Consider the following 25,256-nt stretch of genomic DNA (forward strand, 5'->3'; position numbering starts at 1 on the left):
GGGAGTGCAACCGGTCGAAATGCCGGGCTCTTGCATCAGTAAGTGGCGCATAGCCACAAGTTCCCGATTCGATACAAAAAAGATTAGCTGCAATCGGGGCGCCAAGGATAACTGCTGGATGATCACGGAGCGCAGGCAAAATCAGGTTAATGCGGCCAAATCTGTGAGAAAAATGGATCGATGCCGCCGTTTTGGGGCAAACTCCCGGGTTTCGACAGTTCGACAAGGCCGTCCCATGCCCACTTCGTCCACGGTAGATGAAACACGGTTTCGCAAACTTCTGACACGCAATATCAGCCTGCCATTGGGCGTGGGTGCGATGAGTGCGGTGTTTTTCATCGCGCTGATCACTTATTTGCTGTCAGTGATCCAGTGGGTCGAGCACACCGACCGGGTGATCAATAACGCCAATGAAGCGGTGAAACTCACTGTGGACCTGGAAACCGGCATGCGCGGATACCTGCTCAGTGGTGACGAGCATTTTCTCGACCCGTATGAAACGGCCAAGCCGCGTATCGCCGTCGCACTCGACACATTGCTTGAGCTGACGGCTGACAATCCGGCGCAAACCGATCGTCTACGCCGTCTGCAGGCGTTGCAGACCGAGTGGGCGACCTACGCACAGTCGATGATTGATCTGCAGCGCACCAGCGGCGACTACAAGGCAGCAGTGAAGGCCGGTCGCGGCAAGCGCCTGACCGACGAGATTCGCAAGCAGTTCGAAGACGTCATTGAAACCGAGCAATTGCTGCGCGCCACGCGCAACGAAGAAGTACGCCGCACGACAATCTGGAGCATCAGCCTGTACCTGCTGTTCATCGCGGGTATCAGTGGCATGCTCGCCTACATTGGCCGCCGTGACCTGGTCAACCTGTCGAACAACTACAGCGCCAACCTCGCCGCGCAACAGGCCAGTGCTTCACGCCTGGAGCAGCAGGGCTGGCTGCGCAACGGCCAGACTCAACTGGCTGAGCAAGTGCTGGGGCAACTGACGCTCAATCTGCTGGGTCGCAACATTCTGCAATTCTGCGCGCAATACCTCGGCACAGCCGTGGCGGCACTGTACGTGCGTGAAGAGCACGGCGGTCTGAAACGTGTGGCGACCTATGGGTTCTCCCGCGAGCAGGAAGAGCAGGATCAGTCGATCTACAGCGGCGAAGGCATCGTCGGTCAGGTGGCGCAGCAGGCGCGGTTGATTCGTCTGGATTCGGTGCCGGCCGATTACTTCAAAGTCAGCTCCGGCTTGGGTCAAGGCCTGCCGCAAAGCGTGCTGGTGGTGCCGACCAGCGATGATGACCGGGTCAACGGCGTGATCGAGCTGGGTTTCCTGCGTCCGCTCACCGAACGCGACATTGAGCTGCTCGAACTGATTGCCGGCAACATCGGCACGTCCATCGAAGCCGCGCGCTACCGTCAGCGTCTGCAGGAAGTCCTCGCCGAAACCCAGCAACTCAACGAGGAGTTGCAGGTACAGCAGGAAGAGTTGAAAACCGCCAACGAAGAGCTCGAAGAGCAATCGCGGATTCTCAAGGAGTCCCAGGCGCACCTGGAAACCCAGCAAGTCGAACTGGAGCAGACCAACGAGCAACTGGCCGAGCAGGCGCAGACGCTGGCCGAGCAACGCGATGCAATGGACCAGAAGAACACCGAGCTGAATCAGGTACAGATCCAGCTCGAAGAACGCGCAGAAGAATTGCAGCGTTCAAGCAAGTACAAGTCGGAATTCCTCGCCAACATGTCCCACGAACTGCGCACGCCGCTGAACAGTTCGCTGATTCTGGCCAAGTTGCTCGCCGAAAACCCGCAGGACAATCTCAGCGCCGAACAGGTCAAGTTTGCCGAGTCGATCTACTCGGCGGGCAATGACTTGCTCAACCTGATCAACGACATTCTTGATATTTCCAAGGTCGAAGCCGGCAAACTCGAAGTCATTCCGGAAAATACCAGCGTTGCGCGACTGGCCGACGGCTTGCGTGGCGTATTCGAGCCGATGGCTGCGGACAAGCAACTGAGCTTCAGTGTCGACCTGCAACCGGGCACGCCGGCCACGTTGTTCACCGACCGCCAGCGCCTTGAGCAGGTGATCAAGAACCTGCTGTCAAACGCTGTAAAGTTCACGGAAAGCGGCACGGTCAGCCTGACCATCGCCGGTCAGCCGAACGACCAGGTCGCCTTTGTCGTCCGCGATTCGGGCATTGGCATTGCCGCCGATCAGCAGGAGAGCATCTTCGAGGCCTTCCGTCAGGCCGATGGCACGACCAATCGCAAGTACGGCGGCACCGGCCTGGGGCTGTCGATTTCCCGCGATCTGGCCACGTTGCTCGGCGGCTCGATCACGGTGAGCAGCACGCCGGGGCAGGGCAGTGTGTTCACGCTGTTGATGCCGCAGCAGTATAACGAGTCGGCGGACGTCGCTTCCGCGCCCTTGACCTTCACCCCTCCGGCAGCCGTACCTGTGGCGCCGCTTGCTCCTGTGGTTTCATCGCTGGCACCGGTGCATATTCCCCGTTTCGCCGACGACCGCGACAAGGCACCGTTTGCTACCCGTTGCATTCTGGTGGTGGAGGACGAGCCGAATTTCGCTCACATCCTCTATGACCTGGCCCATGAGCTGGGTTACCAGTGCCTCGTCGCCCACGGTGCCGACGAGGGCTACGACCTGGCCAAAGAGTTCGTGCCGGATGCGATCCTGCTCGATATGCGCCTGCCCGATCACTCGGGTCTGACCGTGCTGCAGCGTTTGAAAGAGCACGCTGGAACCCGACACATCCCGGTGCACGTGATTTCCGTCGAGGATCGTGTCGAAGCCGCGATGCACATGGGCGCCATCGGCTACGCGGTCAAACCGACCACCCGCGAGGAGCTCAAGGACGTCTTCGCCCGTCTCGAAGCCAAGCTCACGCAGAAGGTCAAGCGCGTGCTGTTGGTCGAGGACGACGATTTGCAGCGTGAAAGCATCGCGCGGCTGATCGGCGACGAAGATATCGAAATTACTGCCGTTGGTCTGGCTCAGGACGCGCTGGAGCTGCTGCGAACGACGATCTACGACTGCATGGTCATCGATCTGAAGTTGCCGGACATGCTCGGCAATGACCTGCTCAAGCGCATGTCCACCGAGGATATCTGCTCGTTCCCGCCGGTCATTGTCTACACCGGGCGCAACCTGACCCGCGATGAAGAAGCCGAGCTGCGCAAGTATTCGCGCTCCATCATTATCAAGGGTGCACGCTCGCCGGAGCGGTTGCTTGATGAGGTCACACTCTTTCTGCACAAAGTCGAATCGCAGTTGTCCCATGAACGGCAGAAGATGCTCAAGACTGCGCGCAGCCGCGACAAGGTCTTCGAGGGCCGCAAGGTGCTGCTGGTGGACGACGATGTGCGTAACATTTTCGCCCTGACCAGTGCTCTGGAGCACAAAGGCGCGGTCGTGGTGATCGGTCGTAACGGCCGTGAGGCGATTGAGAAACTGAATGAAGTCGAGGACATCGATCTGGTGTTGATGGACGTGATGATGCCGGAAATGGATGGTTTCGAAGCCACCATCGAGATCCGCAAGGATCCGCGCTGGCGCAAGCTGCCGATCATCGCGGTAACGGCCAAGGCCATGAAGGACGATCAGGAGCGCTGCCTGCAGGCGGGTGCCAACGATTACCTGGCCAAGCCCATCGATCTGGATCGGCTGTTCTCATTGATTCGTGTGTGGTTACCGAAGATGGAACGCATTTAGTGGAACGCAGCAGCCCCCTTGAACGAAACAGCGAAATCGAATTGCGCTTGCTGATCGAGGCCATCTACCTCAAGTACAGCTATGACTTTCGCGATTACTCCGGCGCATCGATCAAGCGCCGGGTGCAACATGCGTTAGGGCAGTTCGAATGCGCGACGATCTCGGCGTTGCAGGAAAAGGTCCTGCACGATCCGACGGCATTCATGCAGTTGCTGCAATTGCTGACGATCCCGGTCAGCGAGATGTTTCGTGATCCGTCGCACTTTCTCGCGATTCGCCAGGAAGTCGTGCCGCTGCTGCGCACCTATCCGTCGCTGAAGATCTGGATCGCCGGGTGCAGCACGGGCGAGGAGGTGTATTCGATGGCGATCCTGCTGCGCGAAGAAGGCTTGCTCGACCGCACGATCATCTACGCCACCGACATCAATCCGCGCTCGCTCGACAAGGCCAAGCAGGGGATTTTCTCGATGGAGAACGTCCGGGCTTACACGGCCAACTACCAGCAAGCCGGCGGTCAGCGTTCATTTGCCGAGTACTACACTGCGGCCTATGGGTATGCGATTTTCGACAAGACACTGTGCGAGAACGTGACATTTGCCGATCACAGCCTGGCGACCGATAGCGTATTCTCCGAAACACACCTGATTTCATGTCGTAACGTATTGATTTATTTCAACAAAAAGCTTCAGGATCGAGCGTTCGGGCTGTTTCATGAATCGCTCTGCCATCGCGGCTTTCTGGTGTTGGGTAGCAAGGAAACCCTGGATTTTTCCAGCTACGCGAACCACTTCCAGCCGTTGGTGAAACAGGAACGGATCTACCGCAAATTATGAACAACGCTGCGGATTTGCCTCGGGTCGAGGCTATCGTGATAGGCGCTTCCGCCGGAGGCGTTGAGGCATTGCTGAATCTGCTTGGCCCGCTGCGCAAGGGTTTTGTGTTGCCGATCATCATCGTGCTGCACTTGCCGGAAGAGCGGCGCAGTCAATTGGCTGAGGTGTTCGCGCGGCGTCTGGCGTTGCCGGTTCATGAAGCCTGCGACAAACAGGACATTGTTGGCGGTACCGTGTATTTCGCCACGCCCGGTTATCACCTGTCCGTCGAGCAGGACCGTACCCTCTCGCTGAGTCTTGAAGATCGCGTGCACCATTCGCGTCCTGCCATTGATTACCTGTTCCAATCCGCCGCCGATGCCTATGGTCCGCGGCTGGCAGCGGTATTGCTGACCGGCGCCAACCACGATGGCGCGCGCGGTCTGGCGGTGGTCAAGCGACACGGTGGCTTGACCATCGTGCAGGACCCTGAAGAGGCGCAAGTCGCCACCATGCCCCTCGCTGCGCTGAACATTCAGCAGCCGGATCATGTCCTACCCATCCACGGCATCAGCCGTTTGCTTGTCGAGCTGGAACGAATCGCATGTTAAGTAATATCCAGGCCAAACTGCTGATCGTCGATGATCTGCCCGAGAACCTGTTGGCTCTCGAAGCGCTGATCAAGCGTGAAGACCGCACCGTCTATAAGGCGCTGTCGGCAGACGAAGCGTTGTCCCTGCTGCTGCAGCACGAGTTCGCCATGGCCATTCTCGACGTGCAGATGCCGGGCATGAATGGCTTTGAACTGGCCGAACTGATGCGCGGCACCGAGAAGACCAAGAACATCCCGATCATCTTCGTCAGCGCCGCTGGCCGTGAACTCAATTACGCATTCAAGGGCTATGAGAGCGGGGCGGTGGACTTCCTGCACAAGCCGCTGGATATCCATGCGGTGAAGAGTAAGGTCAACGTCTTTGTCGATCTGTATCGCCAGAGCAAGGCGATGAAGCAGCAGGTCGAGGCGCTGGAGCAGGCCCGTCGCGAGCAGGAAGCGCTGCTGCAACAATTGCAGAGCACGCAACTGGAACTGGAGCAGGCGGTGCGCATGCGCGATGACTTCATGTCCATCGTCGCCCACGAAGTACGCACGCCGCTCAATGGCCTGATTCTCGAAACCCAACTGCGCAAGATGCACCTGGCACGGGATAACGCTGCAGCGTTCACCCTCGACAAGATGCACGCGATGGTTGACCGCGACGAGCGGCAGATCAAAAGCCTGATTCGCCTGATCGAAGACATGCTCGACGTCTCGCGCATTCGTACCGGCAAGCTGTCGATCCGGCCAAACCGCTTCGACCTGGTACAGCTGGTGAGCAACCTGCTGCAAAACTTTGCAGCGCAGATCGAGGCGGCGGAAACGCATGTGTCTTTCGAAGCTCCAGATCCGGTGACGGGCCACTGGGACGAATTCCGCATCGAGCAGGTGATCACCAATCTGCTGACTAATGCGCTGCGTTACGGCGGACGTAGCCCGATACAGGTTCGGGTCTACCGTCAGGGCAACGAGGCTCGGGTTGAGGTGCAGGATCGCGGTATCGGTATCAGTGCCGAGAACCAGAAGCGTATTTTCCAACAGTTCGAACGGGTCTCCGCCAAGACGGTAGTGGCCGGCCTCGGGCTGGGTCTGTTCATTTCCGAGCAGATCGTCGCCGCCCATGGCGGCTCCATCGTCGTCGTGAGTGAGATCAACGAAGGCGCCCTGTTTCGCGTTTGTCTGCCAATCCAGGAAAACGGCAAATCCGACGCAACCTCTGAGTGACCACACGGTCGTATCAGCAGCTATTGACCGAACAAAGGCTTCCCATGAGCGTAGATGCGCAAGATGTAGTACTCGTCGTCGAGGACGAACCGGTTATCTTGATGGTATTGACCGATTATCTGTCGGGGCAGGGCTATCGCGTACTGCAAGCAGAAAACGGCGAACAGGCCTTCGAGATCCTCGCCAGCAAACCCCATCTGGACATGTTGATCACTGATTTCCGCCTGCCGGGTGGCATCTCCGGCGTGCAGATCGCCGAGCCCGCCGTAAAGCTGCGACCTGATCTGAAAGTGATTTTTATCAGCGGTTATCCGCAGGAAATCCGCGAAACCGGCAGCCCGATCACGCGCAAGGCGCCGATTCTGGAAAAACCGTTCGATCTGGACGTGTTGCAGGAAAAGATCCAGGAATTGCTCGCCTGACCCACCAACGCTGAAGCGCTCATGGAGGAGCTGGCGCCGCGTGCGACAGCTCCACAGGCACTTTCAGGGTTCAGTTGTTGATCATTTCGCGGACTTTGGCGGTCAGCAGATCAAAGGTGAAGGGCTTGGTGATCATCTGCATGCCCGAGTCCAGAAAGCCCCCGCGCACCGCCGCGTGCTCGGCGTAGCCGGTGATGAACAACACTTTCAGACCGGGGCGATATTGCCGGCCGACTTCGGCCAGTTGCCTGCCGTTCATGCCCGGAAGGCCGACGTCACTGATCAGTAGATCGATGCGTTGCGTTGAGTTGAGAATCGGCACGGCGCCGTCGGCATCGCTGGCCTCTACAAAGGCATAACCCAACTCACTGAGCACGGCGCTGACCAGTACGCGCACGGCCGGGTCGTCTTCGACGATCAGCACGGTTTCGCCGTCCCGGGCGTCGGGGGCTTGCTGGATGTCGGAGTCGGTGCTCGACATTTCTTCACCACGGAAGCGCGGCAAATACAGGTTGACCGTGGTGCCCTGGTCAATTTCGCTATCAATCGAGACGTGCCCGCGAGACTGCTTGCTGAAGCCATAGATCATCGACAGGCCGAGCCCGGTGCCTTGGCCGATGGGCTTGGTGGTGAAAAACGGATCGAATGCGCGATTGATCACGCTCTCGGGCATGCCGCTGCCGTTATCCTTGACACTCAGCATCACGTAATCGCCGGGTTCCAGGTTGGCATAGGCATCGGTAAACTCGCGGTTCAGCGTCCGATTGCTGGTCTCGACGATCAGTTTGCCGCCCTCTGGCATGGCGTCACGGGCGTTGAGTACGAGATTGAGCAGGGCGCTTTCCAGCTGATTAGGGTCAGCTTCGGCGACCCAGAGCTTTTCATTCAGACGCATGTCCAGCTGGATGCTTTCGTTGAGACTGCGTTGCAGCAGCTCCCCCATCGACAGCACCAGCGTGTTCATCTGCACGGCTTTGGAGTCGAGGGACTGGCGACGGGAAAACGCCAATAGCCGGTGTGTCAGGCCCGCCGCGCGATTGGCCGAGGTCACGCCCAGATCGATCAGGCTATCGAGATCGTCCAGGCGCCCACGTGCCAGGCGTCGACGCAACAATTCCAGACTGCCGATGATGCCGGTGAGCATGTTGTTGAAGTCGTGAGCGATACCGCCGGTGAGCTGGCCGACCGCTTCCATCTTTTGCGACTGACGTAACGCCTCTTCGTTGTGGCGCAATTGCGCGGTGCGTTCTTCGACCTGATGCTCAAGGGTTTCCAGGGTCGACTGCAGGCGCCGTTCGCTTTCACTCAGATCGATCAGTCGATCGCGGGCTTCGTATTGTCGTCGTCGCCCGCGCAATGCGGCGGACACCATGCTCACCAGTGTCGCCGGGTGAAACGGGCGCTCCAGAAATGTCACGTTGCCGAGCAGGCCACTGAGTCGTGACGACGGGCCCTGCTCATGGCCGCCATGATGAGTCAGCACGACAATGGGCAGATCCGACCAGGCCGGCTGTTGCTCCAGATAGGCGAACAGTGCTTCCAGCTCCGGGCCGCGCAACGCTTCGGAAGCGATCAGCAACCAGCCTGCGCCCAGTTCAAGTTCCGTACACAGGGTGCCGAGGTTGGGAGTGATTACGCCGCCATATCCCGCCTCATTGAGAATCATCTGCGCAATCTGGCTGTCGCGACCCACGGGTGCCAGAATCAGCGCGCGTTCGGCCAGCGGCACGGTCAGGGTCACAGGGTTTCATCCTTGAGCAACGGGCTGCTTGCCCCGAGGTAGGTCGGCACACCGCGCAGCACGCCCTGGAAGGCCTCCAGCGGTTCGCCAATAGTCATGCCCGTGGACGAAATGCGGTATTCGCGAATGGTCGATTCGTGGCTGCCGGTGCGCTTCTTGATGATGGAAATGGCCCGGCGCACTTTGCCGACGGCTTCGAAGTAACGCAGCAGAATCACCGTGTCGGCCAGATAGGTAATGTCCACTGGCGCTTGCATGTCTCCGACCAGCCCATGCTGGGCCACGGTCATGAACGTTGCCGCGCCCTTGCGATTGAGGTAGAGCAGGATTTCGTGCATGTGCAGCACCAGCGCGTTCTCTTCCGGCATCGCTGCCTGATAACCGTTGATGCTGTCGATGACCACGGTTTTGATGTTGTCTTCATCGACGCAGCGCCGCACCCGATGGGAAAACTCGCCCGGTGACAGCTCGGCGGCGTCGACTTGTTCGATCAACAGGTTGCCAGTGGCCTGAAGTGCCTTGAGGTCGATGCCAAGATTATTCATGCGCTCGAAGAGCAAGCCGAGTTCTTCATCGAAAATGAACAGGGCGGCTTTCTCGCCACGCATCACTGCTGCCGCCGCGAACACCAGCGAAATCAGCGACTTGCCGGTACCGGCGGGACCGAGGATCAGCGTGCTGGAGCCGGTTTCGATACCGCCGCCCAACAGCGCGTCCATTTCAGTGATGCCGCTGCTCAACTGCAATCGCTCGTAATCACCACGATGTTCTGCTGCTACCAGCCGTGGGAACACATGAACGCCATCGCCCATGATGGTGAAGTCATGGAAGCCACCGCGATATTTCTGGCCACGGTATTTGATCACCCGGACGCGACGGCGCTCGGCTCCGTAGTTGGGCGTCAATTCTTCGAGGCGGATCACCCCGTGCGCGACACTGTGCACGGTTTTGTCCAGGGATTCGGTGGTCAGGTCATCAAGCAGCAACACCGTGGCGTCGTAGCGCACGAAGTAATGCTTGATCGCCAGAATCTGCCGGCGATAACGCAGCGAACTCTGCGCCAGCAAACGGATCTCCGACAGGCTGTCGATCACCACGCGGGTCGGCTTGAAGCGCTCGACCACTTCGAAAATCTGCCTCGTCGCTTCGCCCAGTTCAAGATCGGAGGAATACAGCAGACTCTGTTGATGCTCGGCATTGAGCAAGCTCTCCGGCGGTGTCAGCTCGAAGATCTCGATGTTCTCGTTAAGCTCCCAGCCGTGGGACAGCGCACCTTGACGCAGCTCGCGCTCGGTCTCGGACAGGGTGATGTACAACGAGCGCTCGCCGGCTTTTGCGCCAGCCATCAGAAAATGCAAAGCAACAGTGGTTTTACCGGTTCCGGGCTCACCCTCCAGCAGAAACACATGGCCGCGAGACAAGCCACCGGCAAGGATGTCATCCATGCCCTTGATGCCGGTAGCGGCTTTTGCGCTGATCAACTCGTTAGATGTAGACAAAAAATGCCCTCTCATGGCTACGGGAATCGAGGCCGTTGACGAAATTGACCGACCTGAATTACTTGACCCTGTCGCGGTGATGGCAGTTCCGCACTTTCTTTCGCAAAGGGCCTGCAGGCTGGCAAAAAAACACCGTTAAAGCCCCTGTTGAAGGGCGGGATCGTCCGGGTTCAGTTGCTCCAGCTGAGCCAGCAGGATCTGTACATTCTGCAACTGACCGCTTTCTTTCCAGTAATTGATCAGCAGCACGCGTGCCTTGCGGTCGGCAGGGTGGCGCTGGACGATTTCCTGCAACTGGTTTTGTGCCGCTTCCAGCTCCTGCGCGCTGTGCAGCGTGGTCGCGAGGTCGTAGCGGTAATCCTTGTTGTCAGGTTCGATCTCGACCGCTTTCGAGAGACCGAGCAACGCCAACTCACGCTGCCCGTGATGCAGCAACCACAGGCCGAGGGCGTGTTGCAGATACGCCGATTCGGGTTGCGCCTTGAGTTGGCGGGCGAGCAGTTGCCGGGCGGCGTCGCTCTGGCCCTGACGGTCGAGCACATCGATTTGCATCACCAGTGCCGACAGATTGTCCGGTGCCAGACGCAGGGAATTTTCCAACGCATCCTGCGCCTGCTTCAGTTCAGCATTATGCAAGTGCAGGCGAGCCAGTTGCGCATAGGTCTGGGCGTCAGCCGGCTCGCCTTTGAGCACCTGCTCCCAGGCGTCGATGGCTTGCTGCAACGGGGCGAAATACAAACCCAGTTCATCCGGACTCAAGCCGAGCAGCGCATTGACCGCCGCGACGCGCACAGTCGGGTCTTGATCATCGAGGATTGGCCCCAGCAACAGGCTGCGCTGCCCCCCCGGAACCAATCCGACGACACTTTTGATCGCGGCCAGACGCACCGCCGGTGCCTCGTTTTGCAGATCCGCATCGGCCAGCCTCAAGGCTTGCGGGCTAGGGTAGTTGGGCAACTCGGCATGCAGCCAGACGCGACGCTTGGTCGAGAGGTCCGGTCGCGCCAATTGCTGATACAACTGACGCGCTGCGCCGGGTTGGCCGGCACGGGCGGCGGACAAGGCTTCGCTGTAGCCGTGTTTGATCGCGTCGGGCACCATGGGCGCAGCCGTGCGCAGAGAAAGCCAGCCAACGAGAATGACGAGTGCCAGACCAAGGCTGATCAACAAGTAGCGGCGGGACTGAGGCATGCAGGTTTCCGAAAACAGTCGTACTTGGGCAGAGCAGTAAGCTTCGATCAGCTTGAGTCATGAGTCAAACCCGATGCCTGCGAATTGCCCTACATGTCGCGTCGACTCTGTTACCCGTCAGGCTTGCGATGCAGTGTCTACGCTTGCAGGAGTTGCTTCGATGAGTGTGCCCATGCAAGTCCTGTTCAATTATTTCAAAGCGGTGATCCATCCCGGCCAGGCGGTGCTGCTGTTTGCCCTGCGCACCATTGCGGCCGGGTTGCTGACCCTGTATCTCGCGTTTCTGTTCGATCTCGATCAACCCAAATGGTCAATCATGGCAGTTGTCATCGTCAGCCAGCCACTGGCAGGAATGGCCCTGGCCCGCAGCTTCGGCCAGATCATCGGCACCACGCTCGGGGCGGTGGTGGCGGTGCTGATCATGGCGATTTTTCCGCAGGCGCCGCTGCCGTTCATTACCACGCTGGCGCTGTGGCTGGCGTTGTGCACGGCGGGCGGCACGTTGCTGCGCTACACCAGCTCACAGGCGTTCGTGCTAAGCGGTTACACCGCAGTGGTGGTGGCGTTGCTGGCGATACCGGACCAGGACGGCACTTTTCTGCTGGCCGTCACGCGAGTCACCGAAACCCTGCTGGCGGTGGCCTGTGTCTGCGTGGTGAGCCTGCTGACAGCCCGCCCGGAAGCCGTGGCCAAGGGGTATTTCGCCAAGGTCGACCAAGTGATCAAACTGGTCGCCCGGCATGCCGCTGCAGTCATCCGCACCGAAGAAAGCGAGGACGAATTCCAGCGCAGACAAATGCAGTTGCTCGGTGAGATCAGCGCTTTGGAAGGGCTGCGTCGGCATCTGTATTTCGATGCGCCGCGTTTGCGCAGCGCGAACAATCTGGTGCTGTTGCTGGGCAACCAGTTGATGTTGCTCACCTCACGGCTGACGGCTTTGCGTCATCAGCGGCAATTGCTGACTGAGCGCTGGGAGGGTGATTTGCCACTCGATATCCAGCGGCTGCGCGCCGAGGAACTGGCACTATTCGATGAATTGGCAGAGCAGGGGCGTTCGGTGTCGGCGCAGGCACGTCAGCGTTTCATCACGCTGCAACAGCGCTTCGATCAAATGGCTTATGAAGCCGAACAACTCACCGAAGACATGAGCGCCACCCTGCGTTCGCTGGCATGGGCGTTGCGTTGGGAGCAGGCGCGACTGCTACAGCAACTGGAACAGATCCTTGAACTGAGCGATGCCATTCAGGAAGGGCGAGAGGCCAGTTGCCTTTATCGCGGTCAGGCCAGCCCCTTGCACCTGGATTTCACGTTGGCGTCAATGAATGCCATCCGGGCCTTTACTGCGCTGTTGGCCGCCGGGTTGATCTGGATAGAAACGGCTTGGGACGGCGCCCGGGGCGGGATGATTCTAGTGGGCATCCTGTGTTCCCTGATGGCAACGTTCCCCCGGCCCCTGATGGCAGCGCAGAGCTATGCGCGGGGTTTGGGCCTGGCGCTGCTGGTGTCAGCGCTTTATCAATTCATGCTGGTGCCGTCGATCAGTGATTTCGAACCCTTGGCGCTGATGCTGGCGCCCTTGCTGTATGTCATCGCGGTCGGGTTGGCGAGCCCTGCGACGGCGGGTATCGGCATGGGGCTCGGTCTGTCGAGCTTCCTGATGATCGGCCCACAGAATGTCGGGACCGGACAGAACACAGCCATTCAATGGTTCGAATTCGCCGGTGCCTATGTCAGCGCGGCGATGCTGGCACTGATCGTCTATGCGTGGATTTTTCCGTTCCGCCCCGTGTTGCGCATTCGTCGCTTGTATAACGAAGCCCGTGAGCAGGTGTATGCATTGAGCAAGACGCCCGCCACCGATGAGCAGCAATTTGCCTTTGAGAGCCGCATGGTCGACCGTCTGACCAGCATGTTGGGCCTGTTGCCCGCCGCCAACGACCGGCACATGCAGCAGCTGTATGAAACAAGCCTCGCCTGTGTGGCGGTGGGCGTCGCCATGCATCAGCTTCGGCGGCAAGCGCAAAACAATTCCTTGGTCACGGACGCCTACAGCCAGCGCCTGTCCTCGGCGCTGCGCAAGACCGGCCGCTTCATTGCGGGGCGCCCGGATGCGCAATTGGCGCCGACTCTGGACGCGCTGCACGCATTGGGCGACGAGCTGGATAATCTGCATGTCGCCAGCCATGAGCATTTAGGGGCTGTGTTCCGCATGCGCGTGGCCTTGTTGATTGTCGTGTCGTTCCTCGAGCGTCATGGAGAATCTCTGCAGCGTAATACACCAGAAGGAGAACCGGCCCTTGCCCATTGATTTCGAGATTGGTGGCGTCTATCTGCCGCCAATTGCCCAGGCCCTGTTGCTGGCGATACCGATATTCATCCTGCTGGACTGGGTGTTGCGACGCGCCGGGGTGCTGCGGCTGGTCTGGCATGAAGCATTATTCGAAGGTGCCTTGTATGCCTGCGTTTGTGCCGCGCTGATTCTGTTGATGGGAGCCTGATGCCTTGAAAGTGTTACTTGCACGCTCGATGACCCTGGCAGTGGTCGTTCTGGCCATCGTGCTCGGCTGGTTTGCCTGGGAGTATTACACCCGCGCACCATGGACCCGCGATGCGCGGGTGAGGGCGGATGTGGTGACGCTGTCGGCGGATGTCTCCGGACGCATCGTCAGTCTGGCGGTGCAGGACAACCAGCATGTCGACAAGGGCCAGTTACTGATGGAGATCGATCCGGCACGCTATCGGTTGGCGGTGGAGCATTCGCGCCGCTCGGTGGAAGTCGCCAAAGCCGCGCTGGGTCAGTCGCAGGCTGCCATCGTTGCCAGTGAAGCGCTGCTCAAACAGCGGCAGAGCGAAGAGCGTCGGCGGCGCACCCTCAAGCAGGGTTTCGCCATCTCCGGCGAGGAATGGGAAAAATCCAGAACCGATGTCGCGGTAGCGCAGGCCGACCTGTTACGCAATCAGGCCAATCTCGGTTTGGCCGAGGCCAACGTGCAATTGGCGATTGCCGCGCTGACCCAGGCCGAACTGGATTTGCAACGTACCCGCGTCGAGTCGCCGGTCAGCGGTTACGTAACCAACCTCCTGACCCGCGAAGGCGATTATGCGGTGAGCGGCGGTGCCTTGCTGGCCCTGGTCGACAGCGATTCGTTCTACGTCAGCGGCTACTTCGAAGAAACCAAGTTGCCGCGGATCGAGGAGGGTGATCGGGTGCGGATACAACTGATGAGCGGGGAAACGTTCGGTGGCACCGTGCAAAGCATCGCGTTCGCTATAGCTGACCGGGAAAATGCACCGGGAAGCCGACTGCTGGCCAACATCAACCCGAGCTATACCTGGGTAAAACTGGCGCAGCGGGTTCCGGTGCGGATCGACATCGACCCCGAATATACCGGTAAAAACCGGTTGCGCGCCGGCACCACAGCCACCGTTACCGTGATGGAAAACTGATCCTCGGGTAAGTGGCGGCGAAGGCTGCGCTCTTTTGATTTTGTGATGCGCAGCGTCCTCGGCTGCATGCCGGCCCAGCGCTTGGGAACGATCAAAAAGGCAAAAAAAGCCCCGCGATCAAATGATACGCGGGGCAAAAAAATTGGTTGGTTGCGGCCAACCAAAGGAGCTCTTTAACAACTGATTACCTGGCGGCCACTGCCTCCGGCTGCCAGCCACCACCGAGGGCTTTGTAGATCGCGACAATGCCGCGATACAGATCCACTTCGGCCTGGGCCTGGCTGTCCTCGGCGTTCAGACGTTCACGCTGGGCATCGAGCAGTACGAGGAAGTCTGTCGTGCCTTCGCGATAGCGAATCTCTGCCAGGTCAGCCGCCTTGCGGCTCGACTCGCTCTGACGAATCAGCGAGATCAGGCGTTGCTGACGCTTGCCGTAATCGCTGAAGGCATTTTCCGATTCCTCCAGTGCCAGCAGCACTTGTTGCTCGTAGGTCGCCAGTGCGCCTTCGGCATCGGCATCGGCGCCGCGCAAACGGGCGCGCACGCTGCCAAGGTCGAACGCTGCCCAGGTGATGCTCGGGCCCAGTGCCCAGGCGTTGGCCGCCGAGGATCCGATCTGCGAGCCGCGCCCAGCCGTCCAGCCGAGGAAGCCGCTGAGGCTGACCCGTGGGAACAGGTCGGCTTTCGCCACGCCGATCCGCGCTGTGGCCGAGGCCAGTTTGCGCTCAGCGCTGAGAATGTCCGGACGACGTTGCAGCAGTTCGCCCGGATCGCCGATTGGCAGGGCCTTGGCAATCGCCGGCAGGTCTTTTGGACTGAGGTCGACGGTCAGCTTGTCCGGACGCTCACCCAGCAAGGTCGCGATACGGTTTTTCTGTCTTACCTGCTCAGCCTGCAGTTGCGGCACGCTGGCCTCAACCGAGGCCAGACGCGCATCGGCACGTTCGACATCAAGCTGATCGCCGACGCCGGCGTCGCGCAGGCTGATGGTGATCTTGCGCGATTCCTGCTGGTTGTTCAGGTTGGCCACGGCGATCTTTTCGCGCAGTTGCGCACCGCGCAGTTGGCCGTAGGCGTCGACCAGTTCGGCAATCATGGTGACTTGCAGTTGGTACAGATCAGCTTCGGCAGCCTGCTGATCGGCGTCGCTGGCTTCCAGATTGCGTTGGATGCGTCCGAACAGGTCCAGCTCCCAGGCCATGTCCAGCCCCAGGTCGTAGCGTTCGCTGTTGACCCGGTTGGTGGTCTGGCCAGGGATTTGCCCCTTGGCCAGGTCACTGCTGGCGCGGCTGGTGATGGTCGGCATCGCGTCGTTGCTGGCGTCGTCGCGGATCGCGCGGGCAGCTTTCCAGCGGGAGAACGCTACACGCAGTTCACGGTTGCCTTGCAGCGATTGGGTGACCAACTGGTTGAGAGTCGGGTCATCGAATTGCTGCCACCAGATGCCTTCGAATTTCGAACGGTCGAAGTTCTTTTGACCGGCGGCGCCATCGGTGACGGCCGTGATGTTGGCCGCCTCCGTGGCTGGGGTCTTGTAGTCGGGGCCGACGGCGCAGGCACTGAGGGCCAGCACCAGCAGACTCGGCAGGAAGACTTTCAGACTCATTGTTGCGCCTCCAGTGGCTTTTGAAGATTGTGCGCCTTGGCTGCTTTTCGCTGCTCGCTGCGTTCAACGAAGTTACGGATCAGCACGTAGAACACTGGCGTCAGCAGCAGACCGAAGAAAGTCACCCCGAGCATCCCGGAGAACACCGCCACACCCATGGCATGACGCATCTCGGCACCCGCGCCGCTGGAGAACACCAGTGGCACCACACCCATGATGAACGCGAAGGAGGTCATCAGGATCGGCCGCAGACGCAGGCGGCAGGCTTCCAGTACCGCAGCCAGCGGATCGAGGCCTTCTTCCTGTTTATCCTTGGCGAACTCGACGATCAGAATCGCGTTCTTGCAGGCAAGTCCCACCAGTACGATCAAGCCGATCTGGGTGAAGATATTGTTGTCACCGCCGGAGATGATCACACCGGTGATGGCCGACAGCAGGGTCATTGGTACGATCAGGATCACCGCCAAAGGCAGGCTCCAGCTTTCGTATTGAGCGGCCAGTACCAGGAACGCCAGCAGTACGCAGAGCGGGAACACGAACAGCGCGGTGTTACCGGACAAAATCTGCTGGTAGGTCAGGTCGGTCCACTCGTAGGTCATGCCGTTCGGAAGTTCTTCCTTGAGCAGTTTCTCGATGGCTTTTTCGGCCTGGCCGGAGCTGTAACCTGGCGCCGCTGCACCGTTGATTTCAGCCGTGATGAAGCCGTTGTAGTGCATCACGCGATCCGGGCCCGAGGTGTCGCTGACCTTGATGAAGGTCGCCAGCGGGATCATTTCGCCCCTGTTGTTGCGGACTTTCAACTGACCGATCTGATCGGATTCGAGGCGGAACTGTTGTTCGGCCTGTACGTTGACCTGATAGGTGCGCCCGAAGCGGTTGAAGTCGTTGGCATACAGCGAACCCAGGTAGATCTGCAGGGTGTCGAAGATGTCGCTGACGGCCACGCCGTGAGTCTTGGCTTTTTCACGGTCGATGGCGGCATCGACTTGCGGCACGTTCACTGTGTAACTGGTGAACAGGCCGGCCAGTTCCGGCACGTTGTGGCTCTTGTTGATGATGTTCATGGTTTCTTTGTACAGCTCGTCGTAGCCCAGGTTGCCCCGATCTTCGATTTGCAGGCGGAAACCACCAATGGTGCCCAGACCTTGTACCGGCGGTGGCGGGAAGATCGCCATGTACGCTTCCTGAATGTTCGCGTACTGGCCGTTCAGAGCCCCGGCGATTGCGCCGGCGGACATGCTCGGGTCTTTGCGCTCGTCGAACGGTTTCAGGGTCACGAACACGATGCCGGCGTTCGGGCTGTTGGTGAAGCCGTTGATCGACAGGCCCGGGAACGCTACGGCGCTTTCCACGCCGGGTTGTTTCAGTGCCAGGTCGGACATGCGCTTGATCACGTCTTCGGTGCGATCCAGGCTCGCGGCGTCCGGCAATTGCGCGAAGGCCACCAGGTACTGCTTGTCCTGGCCGGGCACGAAACCGGTCGGGGTGCTGGAGAAGCCGAAGAAGGTCAGCACCATCAGGCCTGCGTACAACAGCAGGGCGATGCCGCTGCCCCGGATAACCCGGCGCACGGTGCCTACGTAACCATGGCTGGCACGGTCGAAGAAGCGGTTGAACGGACGGAACAACCAGCCACCGAAGATCTTGTCGAGTACCTTGGAGAAGCGGTCTTTCGGTGCGTCATGGCTCTTCAGAAGAACAGCGGCCAGCGCTGGCGACAGGGTCAGCGAGTTGAACGCCGAGATCACCGTCGAGATGGCAATGGTCAGTGCGAACTGCTTGTAGAACTGCCCGGTAAGACCGGAGATGAACGCCGCCGGAACAAACACTGCACAGAGCACCAGTGCTGTCGCGATGATCGGGCCGGTCACTTCGCGCATTGCCCGTTTGGTTGCTTCGACCGGCGTCAGTCCGAGTTCGATGTTCCGTTCGACGTTCTCCACCACCACGATGGCGTCGTCCACCACGATACCGATGGCCAGTACCAGGCCAAACAGTGAGAGCGCGTTGAGCGAGAAGCCGAACAAGTGCATCACCGCAAACGTACCGATCAGCGATACCGGCACGGCCACCAATGGAATGATCGAGGCGCGCCAGGTTTGCAGGAACAGGATCACCACCAGCACTACGAGGATCAATGCTTCGAAGAGGGTGTGAACCACCGCTTCGATGGAGCCGCGAACGAAGATCGTCGGGTCATAGACGATGCTGTAGTCCATGCCTTGCGGGAAACCCTTCTTCAGCTCATCCATCTTGCCGCGAACTTCGTTCGAGATATCGATGGCGTTGGAGCCTGGGCGCTGGAAGATCGGGATCGCTACAGCGGGCTGGTTGTTCAGCAACGAACGCAGGGCGTATTGGCTGGAGCCGAGTTCTACCCGAGCGATGTCTTTGAGACGAGTGATTTCACCGTTGTCGCCTGCGCGAATGATGATGTTCTCGAACTCTTCCTCAGTGACCAGTCGCCCCTGAGTGTTGACCGACAGCTGGAAGCTCTGGGCATTCGGTGCAGGAGGTGCACCGAGCTGGCCGGCCGCGACCTGACGGTTCTGCTCACGAATTGCGGTGACCACATCTGTCGCGGTCAGGTTGCGTGAAGCGGTTTTGTTGGGATCGAGCCAGACCCGCAGCGAGTAGTCGCCCATACCGAACAGCTGTACGTCGCCGACACCGTTCAGACGCGCCAGCTCATCCTTGATGTTAAGGATGGCGTAGTTGGACAGATAGAGCATGTCGTAGCGCTTGTCCGGGGAGGTCAAGTGCACAACCATGGTCAAGTCAGGCGAGGCTTTGTCGACGGTGATACCGATGCGCGTCACTTCCTCAGGAAGTTTTGGCTCGGTCCGGGTGACCCGGTTTTGCACCTGCACCTGCGCGTTGTCCAGGTCCGTGCCCAGCGCGAACGTGATGGTCAGGGTGATCTTGCCGTCTGCGGTCGACTGCGAGGACATGTACAGCATGTTCTCGACGCCGGTGATGGCTTGCTCCAGTGGAGCGGCCACGGTTTCACCGATGACTTTAGGGTTGGCGCCCGGGAAGTTGGCACGAACCACCACGGTCGGTGGCACAACTTCCGGGTACTCACTGATCGGCAGCTGGAACAGCGAGATCGCACCGGCGATCAGGATCAGCAGCGACAGCACTGCTGCGAAGATCGGTCGTGAAATGAAGAATTGGGAAAAATTCATCGGAGTTGTCGTCCCTTAACCGCGTGGGGTCGTAGCAGCCAGCTTCGCAACCGAACCGGACGCGCCTTTGGCAGGAGCGACTTTGGGCAGGTTGCTGGCTTCCAGCGCTTGACGTTGTTGAGCGAGTGCCGCGATGGTCTGTTCGCTGGCCATCGGCACCACTTCAGGGGTGACCGGTGAGCCAGGACGTACCCGTTGCAGCCCCTTGACGATGATTGTGTCGCCCTTGTTCAGGCCGGTACGGACGATGCGCAGGCCTTCGATTTTCGGCCCGAGTTCGACGGCGCGGTATACGGTTTTGTTGTCCGCATCCATGACCAGTACGAACTTCTTGCCGAGATCGGTACCGACCGCTTCGTCATTGATCAGCATGGCGTTGTAGGTGCCGCTGCCGACCAGTTTCAGACGTGCATACAGGCCCGGGGTATACGTGCCATCGCGGTTGTCGAACACGGCGCGACCACGGATGGTGCCGGTTTTCGGGTTGACCTGGTTGTCGACGAAGTTCATCTGACCGAGGTGCGGATTGCCGTCTTCGTTGGACAGGCCCATGTACACCGGGGTGGTGGCACCGCGCTGACCGTTGCGGGCAAGCTGGGTGTACTTGAGGAAGACACGCTCGTCAGCATCGAAGTAGGCGTAAACGCGGTCGGTGGAAACTATGCTGGTCAACGCGGTGGTGTCGGCGGTCACCAGGTTGCCGGCGGTAATTTCGGCGCGGCTGACGCGGCCGCTGATCGGCGCGGTCACGCGGGTGAAGCTGAGGTTCAGCTTGGCCAGATCCAGTTGCGCTTGCAGGGCGCCGACGGCGGCGCGGGCTTCCTGGGCGGCGCTGGTACGCGACTCGGCCAATTCAGCGGAGATCGCGTTGCTGGCGCGTAAACGCTCACCGCGACCGGCTTCGTTTTCACTGCGAGTGGCATTGGCGCGGGCTTGAGCGACCAGCGCTTCGAGACGGCGAACTTCAGCCTGGAAGGGACGTGGGTCGATCTGGAACAGCAAGTCGCCTTTCTTGACGAGTGCACCTTCAGTGAAGGCTACCTCGTCGATCTGGCCGGAGACTCGAGGACGGATTTCAACGGTTTCCGGCGCCTCCAGGCGCCCGGTGAATTCGTCCCACTCGTTGACCGGTTGTTCAAGCACCTTGGCCACGCTGACCTTTGCAGCAGGCGGGGTGGCGGCAGTCTCCGGAGTCTTGCCGCAGGCGCTCATCACCAGTACGGCCAACATGGCCAACGGGAAGCGCAAATGTTTGAGTGACTGTTCCATGGATTCATCCGCCAATGTATTGAAGATGGGCGGATGATGCTCGGCAGGGTGTGATGGCACGAATCGAATGAAGCAAAGGTAACTATCATTCGGAATGATATAAGGACGTTTCGAGCTCTCTAGCATGCGCCTTTCGTTAGGAGGCTATCAATTTGTTTGACGACAATTCTGTTTTGCCGACAATGCAAAAATCTGGCTTTGGCTCGAGAGGCTGATGCAGCAAGCAGGCTCGCTCCCAAGAAGGGGCGTATCTCAGGGTAGGCCGGGCCTGTTTGCGAAGGCGGACATCAGCCACTCAACACTATCAAGGTCAGGCGAGGCTGTCCGGATCGCCGAAAAACATCTGAATCCGCGACCGCAACCAACGTTCACCCGGATCATTATCCTGCGACCCACGCCACGCCATGTGCAGTTCGAACGTGCGCGTCGGCAATGGTGGATCTTCGGCGCGCACACCGCCCGCCGCCGTTAGCGCATCAGCGGTGTAATCCGGCACGGTTGCAACGATGTCAGTGCCGGCCAGCAACGTACTCAATCCGTTGAACTGCGGAACCGCGAGCACGACGTGGCGCTTGCGCCCGAGCTTTTCCAGTTCTTCATCGATAAAACCGCTGAGGTCGCCGGCAAATGACACCAGCGCATGTGGCCGCGCGCAGTAGTCGTCCAGGCTCAAAGGCCCCGGCACCGTGTCGGCACGCAGCAGTTTGGGAGCGCTGCGTCGCAAGACCTTGCGTTTGGCGTTGGCGGGCAGGTCGGTGGTGTAGCTGACACCAATCGAAATCTCGCCGGAGGCCAGCAGGCCCGGCATCAATATGTAATTGACGCGCCGGACCACCAGCACGATGCCCGGTGCCTCGGCGCGCAGGCGCTTGAGCAGCATCGGCAGCAGGGCGAATTCGACATCATCGGACAAACCGATTCGAAATACCGATGTACTGGTCGCCGGATCGAAGTCAGCCGCACGGCTGACCGCAGTCGAAATCGAATCGAGGGCGGGCGAGAGCAGGGCGAAGATTTCCACCGCGCGGGCAGACGGCTCCATGCTGCGCCCCGTGCGCACGAATAGTGGGTCATCGAACAGGCTGCGCAGGCGCGAAAGCGCCGCACTGATCGCCGGCTGACCCAGGAACAGCTTTTCGGCTGCGCGGGTCACGCTGCGTTCGTGCATCAATGTTTCGAATACGATCAACAGGTTCAGGTCGACACGACGCAGGTCATTACGATTCATCTGGAGTCCTGGCAGAGTCATCAAGCTTGACGAGAGCGGCCATATGAGAACAATGGCCGGCATGAATATTACGGGGAAAGGCTGGTACTCTGCACCGGAAAATTAAGCTTTACTGAGACGGTGCCAGCAGTTTTTCATGGATTTTGCCAATGCCGCCCCTGCTGCGGAATCAATGACAGGCATGTCGACTATTAATAGCCACTGATAGTCTTGGGTCAAAAGCCCAGATAGAGTTCATGGCATTAGAGGTTACTTTGACGAGGTTTGCGATGTCCCGCACGATCCGTTTTCACAAGTTTGGTCCGGCCGAGGTGCTCAAATGCGAAGAGCATGCGGCCGCTCAGCCAGGTCCTGGCGAAGTGCAGGTGCGTGTCGAAGCGATCGGCATCAGTTGGTACGACATTCTCTGGCGCCAGAACCTGGCCTCGTCCCAGGCACGGCTGCCATCCGGGCTTGGCCATGAAATGGCCGGTGTGGTCACCGCTGTAGGTGTTGGCGTCGACGATTTGTCGGTGGGTGACAAAGTTGCCAGTTTCCCGGCCGAAAGCCCGAACGACTACCCGGTTTATGGCGAGCAGATCGTTCTGCCGCGTACTGCGCTGACCCGATATCCGGACGTTCTGAGCCCTGTCGAGGCGAGCGTGCATTACACGCCGCTGTTGATCGCCTATTTCGCCTACGCCGATCTGGCGCGGGTCAAACCGGGGCAGTTTGCCTTGGTGACTGACGCCAGCCACTGTGCCGGTCCGTCTTTTGTCCAGTTGGGCAAGGCGTTGGGCGTAAGGGTGATTGCCGCGACGAAAACCTCGGAGGAGCGTGAATACCTGCTGTCCCTGGGGGCCGAAAAGGTCATCGTTACCGAGGAAGAGGATCTGCTGATGCGGATCAACAAGATCACCGAAAACCGCGGTGTAGACGTGGTGTTCGACGGTCTTGGCGGCCCGCAGATGTCGTTGCTTGGCGACGTACTGGCACCCCGTGGCAGCCTGGTGCTGTATGGCTTGCAAGGCGGTAACCAGACACCGTTCCCGGCGTGTGCGGCGTTCCAGAAGAACATTCAGTTTTTCGTGCACTGCATCGGCAACTTCACCGGCAAACCGGAACTGGGCATCACCCAGGATCACGTCGCCCTGCAACGTGCCCTGCGTGACATCAACCAATTGACCGCTGACCGTGTGCTGCTTCCGCTCAAGACCCGCGTATTCGCGTTCAACGAGTTCGTCGAAGCCCATCGCTACATGGACGAATGCCCTTGCCGTGAGCGGGTTGCACTGCAAGTCGAACCTGCGTAACCCTCCCGATCAGAGTCCGTGCTCCCGCACGGACTTTTTTTGTTTATCCCGTCAAAAAATGTGAAGCCTTCCGGCGCTGCCTCGCGACCGCTCAGCAACTGAACTGGTTTTTTGCGTGGATCTGTATCTTCTAATCGCCATATAAGCCCTGATAATTGAATGATTACTTTCATCTCAAGGAATGAGCCATGTCTGTGCATTCAATTTCTTTCGCGCAATATCAAACGGCTACTTCAGGCCGATACGCCAATTCTTGTTTAATTGTTGTAGGGCGATTCCGAAGTCGCGTCTTTTTTTCTTGTACTCACTTGTCGTGGGATGTTGTCGGAAGTTTCCGAGGACATTTTTTAGAAGAAAAAACATCTTATATAACAATGGCTTGATGGCGAACACCTGCGCAGCAGTGAGCCATTAACTGCTCATGTGTTTCAAATAACTACGATTGCTGAAGTGTTAGCATTTGAGCGTCTATTACTTATTGATGAATTGTCGTGCAGGGGATATCCCACGTTGCGCGGCATGAAATTATTGATACCGGGTAAATATCGATGACCACGATCCATGATCAGGCAATGAATTATGTCTACCAGCAAGTTTTGCAGCGTTTGCAGAGTTTCTTCTCCCGGGCAGAACGGACGGCATTGCAGCTGTTGATCCAGCGATTGTTGGTGGCCGCCGGAGGCATGGAGCACATCGGTAATTTCAAGGTGATGGTGATTCAGTCGGGTTCACGAGACAGCTGTTATACCCTTGCGTTGCTGCGAGCCGCCCAGTTGAGCCTGGCTGGGCGAGCGCCAGCGACATTTCAATTGCGTGTGGCCACGCTGCGCTTGAGCGGCACCAGTCATTCGGCCTTGCACAACATGCATCGCAGCTTTGGCGCGCTGTTTCTTTACGACGATCCACGGGTTGAACTGGTGATGGTGGATCATCATCAGGTATTGCCCTTCGCTCATGACGGCGTACCCAGCGAAGACAATCTTGAAGCAAACCGCATGAACCTGCTGATGATGGGGCATCGACGGATCGCCAATGAGCGTCTCGAGTTCTGGGACGACGCCTATCTGGCTACCGCCGAGTTCTACAGCCAGATCGCTCGCTGGAACAACGGTGTCGACGCGATGATCGGTGCCGAATCCTCGAGTCGGCAGAAGCTGTTTCTCGAAGGACTCAACCGTGCTGCGCTCAAGGCCGGAATAGGGGGGCTGCTGCCCAGTCACGGCGGTTTCGAAGTGCTGTTTCCCACGCTGGACCGTCTAGGCAGCAACTATTACCGTCAATTTCATACGGACGGCGAGGACATGCCGTGGCGCCCTGAAGGGCAGTTCGAGGCATGTCGTCGATCCAGCTTTATCGACATCAGCGACATGATTGTCGGCAAGCTCGATGAACGCTGGCCATTGCTGAGTGACTTCCTCGGATTCCAGACCGATGGTCTGACCCTGTATCACGGTGATCATGAATTTGCCGAACCAAGGGTGGCGGCACATCTGCGCGGCCTGCAGGCGAGCATCATCGAGGGGAGGACATACGAAGCCGGCGTGGCGGAATTCCTCCAGGACAGCCTGAAAACCATGCGCAGCAACCACGTTCCCGAGCCGGCGTGTGAACAGTGGCTTGCGACGTTCGGCAATCTTCTCGATCTTGAGCAGCGACGCTTGCATGCGGTCAATCATATGCAGGAGGTTTTCGGGCTCAACGAAACCCAACTGACCTGCCTGTTGTTCGCGCCTTTTATTGAGCAGGGTGCCGGGCTGGAGCGGTTTTTGCGGGAGTGCCATCCGGGCATGCTGGTCGCGTTGCCTGACCTGCACCGTGCGATGCAGGGTTTGCATGCGCCAGAACAGGTGATGAAGTGGATGACCGACGTTAGCGGACTGCCGGTGAAGCTGATTGCCCGACTGTATGCGATGGCACCGGTCCAGTTGCCCGAGTCACTCGATTTCGACCCGCGAGACGCGCAGGTGGAGGGCGTGCAGTCAAACTCAGGCGAGCGGTCGGCGGAAGGTTGAGCG

General features: G+C 59.2%; 17 protein-coding genes. 10 read left to right on the forward strand and 7 right to left on the reverse strand.

The genetic code is table 11. The features are described 5' to 3' along the window. Nucleotides 1-235: 235 nt before the first annotated feature. The 5 genes from AACY19_RS18660 to AACY19_RS18680 are packed head-to-tail and all read left to right on the forward strand — an operon-like array spanning nucleotide 236 to nucleotide 6,780. Nucleotides 236-3,727, forward strand: a complete 3,492-nt coding sequence (locus tag AACY19_RS18660; protein ID WP_339452724.1) for a response regulator — start codon at nucleotides 236-238, stop codon at nucleotides 3,725-3,727. Continuing rightward, complete coding sequence (locus tag AACY19_RS18665; protein ID WP_339452726.1) at nucleotides 3,727-4,560, forward strand: CheR family methyltransferase; 834 nt, start codon at nucleotides 3,727-3,729, stop codon at nucleotides 4,558-4,560. The genes AACY19_RS18660 and AACY19_RS18665 overlap by 1 nt, the downstream gene beginning before the upstream one ends. Next, nucleotides 4,557-5,150 (forward strand): chemotaxis protein CheB, encoded by a 594-nt coding sequence (locus AACY19_RS18670; RefSeq protein WP_339452728.1) that lies wholly within the window; start codon nucleotides 4,557-4,559, stop codon nucleotides 5,148-5,150. Before AACY19_RS18665 ends, AACY19_RS18670 begins: the two co-directional genes overlap by 4 nt. Beyond that, the gene (locus tag AACY19_RS18675; protein ID WP_339452730.1) at nucleotides 5,144-6,358 is read left to right on the forward strand and encodes a hybrid sensor histidine kinase/response regulator; all 1,215 of its coding nucleotides are present in this window, start codon (nucleotides 5,144-5,146) and stop codon (nucleotides 6,356-6,358) included. Before AACY19_RS18670 ends, AACY19_RS18675 begins: the two co-directional genes overlap by 7 nt. Nucleotides 6,359-6,402: 44 nt before the next feature. Further along, nucleotides 6,403-6,780 carry a response regulator gene (locus tag AACY19_RS18680; RefSeq protein ID WP_003225116.1) on the forward strand — a complete coding sequence of 126 codons (378 nt, stop codon included), beginning with the start codon at nucleotides 6,403-6,405 and terminating at the stop codon, nucleotides 6,778-6,780. A gap of 70 nt (nucleotides 6,781-6,850) precedes the next feature. Here AACY19_RS18680 and AACY19_RS18685 read toward each other — a convergent pair whose 3' ends face one another. The 3 genes from AACY19_RS18685 to AACY19_RS18695 all read right to left on the reverse strand — a co-directional run bounded on the left by AACY19_RS18685 (nucleotide 6,851) and on the right by AACY19_RS18695 (nucleotide 11,211). Then, the gene (locus AACY19_RS18685) at nucleotides 6,851-8,521 is read right to left on the reverse strand and encodes an ATP-binding protein (RefSeq protein WP_339452732.1); all 1,671 of its coding nucleotides are present in this window, start codon (nucleotides 8,519-8,521) and stop codon (nucleotides 6,851-6,853) included. Then, entirely contained in the window at nucleotides 8,518-10,020 is a 1,503-nt protein-coding gene (locus AACY19_RS18690) for an ATPase domain-containing protein (RefSeq protein WP_339452734.1), read from the reverse strand. Before AACY19_RS18690 ends, AACY19_RS18685 begins: the two co-directional genes overlap by 4 nt. Nucleotides 10,021-10,155: 135 nt before the next feature. Next, nucleotides 10,156-11,211, reverse strand: coding sequence for a tetratricopeptide repeat protein (locus tag AACY19_RS18695; protein WP_339452736.1), 1,056 nt, complete (start codon nucleotides 11,209-11,211; stop codon nucleotides 10,156-10,158). Between the two features lie 160 nt (nucleotides 11,212-11,371). On the opposite strand from AACY19_RS18695, the gene AACY19_RS18700 reads away from it, so the two are divergent. Genes AACY19_RS18700 through AACY19_RS18710 form a run of 3 tightly spaced genes read left to right on the forward strand, consistent with a single transcriptional unit; the run spans nucleotide 11,372 to nucleotide 14,658 of the window. Beyond that, complete coding sequence (locus AACY19_RS18700; RefSeq protein WP_339452738.1) at nucleotides 11,372-13,519, forward strand: FUSC family protein; 2,148 nt, start codon at nucleotides 11,372-11,374, stop codon at nucleotides 13,517-13,519. Further along, nucleotides 13,509-13,709: a DUF1656 domain-containing protein gene (locus AACY19_RS18705; protein ID WP_339452740.1), complete on the forward strand. Its 201-nt coding sequence runs from the start codon at nucleotides 13,509-13,511 to the stop codon at nucleotides 13,707-13,709. Before AACY19_RS18700 ends, AACY19_RS18705 begins: the two co-directional genes overlap by 11 nt. A gap of 4 nt (nucleotides 13,710-13,713) precedes the next feature. Next, nucleotides 13,714-14,658, forward strand: coding sequence for an HlyD family secretion protein (locus AACY19_RS18710; RefSeq protein WP_339452742.1), 945 nt, complete (start codon nucleotides 13,714-13,716; stop codon nucleotides 14,656-14,658). A 184-nt stretch (nucleotides 14,659-14,842) separates the two neighbouring features. Here the strand turns inward: AACY19_RS18710 and AACY19_RS18715 are convergent, their stop codons facing one another. From AACY19_RS18715 to AACY19_RS18730, 4 genes are all read right to left on the reverse strand, one after another. Beyond that, nucleotides 14,843-16,264 carry an efflux transporter outer membrane subunit gene (locus AACY19_RS18715; RefSeq protein WP_339452744.1) on the reverse strand — a complete coding sequence of 474 codons (1,422 nt, stop codon included), beginning with the start codon at nucleotides 16,262-16,264 and terminating at the stop codon, nucleotides 14,843-14,845. Continuing rightward, on the reverse strand, nucleotides 16,261-19,452 hold the full coding sequence (locus AACY19_RS18720; protein WP_339452746.1) for an efflux RND transporter permease subunit: 3,192 nt from the start codon (nucleotides 19,450-19,452) through the stop codon (nucleotides 16,261-16,263). The genes AACY19_RS18715 and AACY19_RS18720 overlap by 4 nt, the downstream gene beginning before the upstream one ends. Before the next feature lie 15 nt (nucleotides 19,453-19,467). Next, on the reverse strand, nucleotides 19,468-20,721 hold the full coding sequence (gene mexE, locus AACY19_RS18725; RefSeq protein ID WP_339452748.1) for a multidrug efflux RND transporter periplasmic adaptor subunit MexE: 1,254 nt from the start codon (nucleotides 20,719-20,721) through the stop codon (nucleotides 19,468-19,470). A 310-nt stretch (nucleotides 20,722-21,031) separates the two neighbouring features. Continuing rightward, entirely contained in the window at nucleotides 21,032-21,949 is a 918-nt protein-coding gene (locus tag AACY19_RS18730; RefSeq protein ID WP_339452750.1) for a LysR family transcriptional regulator, read from the reverse strand. Nucleotides 21,950-22,218: 269 nt separating this feature from the next. Here AACY19_RS18730 and AACY19_RS18735 point away from each other — a divergent pair, with 269 nt between their 5' ends. Both AACY19_RS18735 and AACY19_RS18740 read left to right on the forward strand, forming a co-directional pair. Then, nucleotides 22,219-23,241 (forward strand): zinc-dependent alcohol dehydrogenase family protein, encoded by a 1,023-nt coding sequence (locus tag AACY19_RS18735; protein ID WP_339452752.1) that lies wholly within the window; start codon nucleotides 22,219-22,221, stop codon nucleotides 23,239-23,241. A gap of 548 nt (nucleotides 23,242-23,789) precedes the next feature. Then, nucleotides 23,790-25,253, forward strand: coding sequence for a hypothetical protein (locus AACY19_RS18740; protein WP_339452754.1), 1,464 nt, complete (start codon nucleotides 23,790-23,792; stop codon nucleotides 25,251-25,253). Nucleotides 25,254-25,256 lie beyond the last annotated feature (3 nt).

Origin of the sequence: Pseudomonas sp. EA_5y_Pfl2_R50 (assembly GCF_963970475.1) — a bacterium.
Classification (GTDB): domain Bacteria; phylum Pseudomonadota; class Gammaproteobacteria; order Pseudomonadales; family Pseudomonadaceae; genus Aquipseudomonas.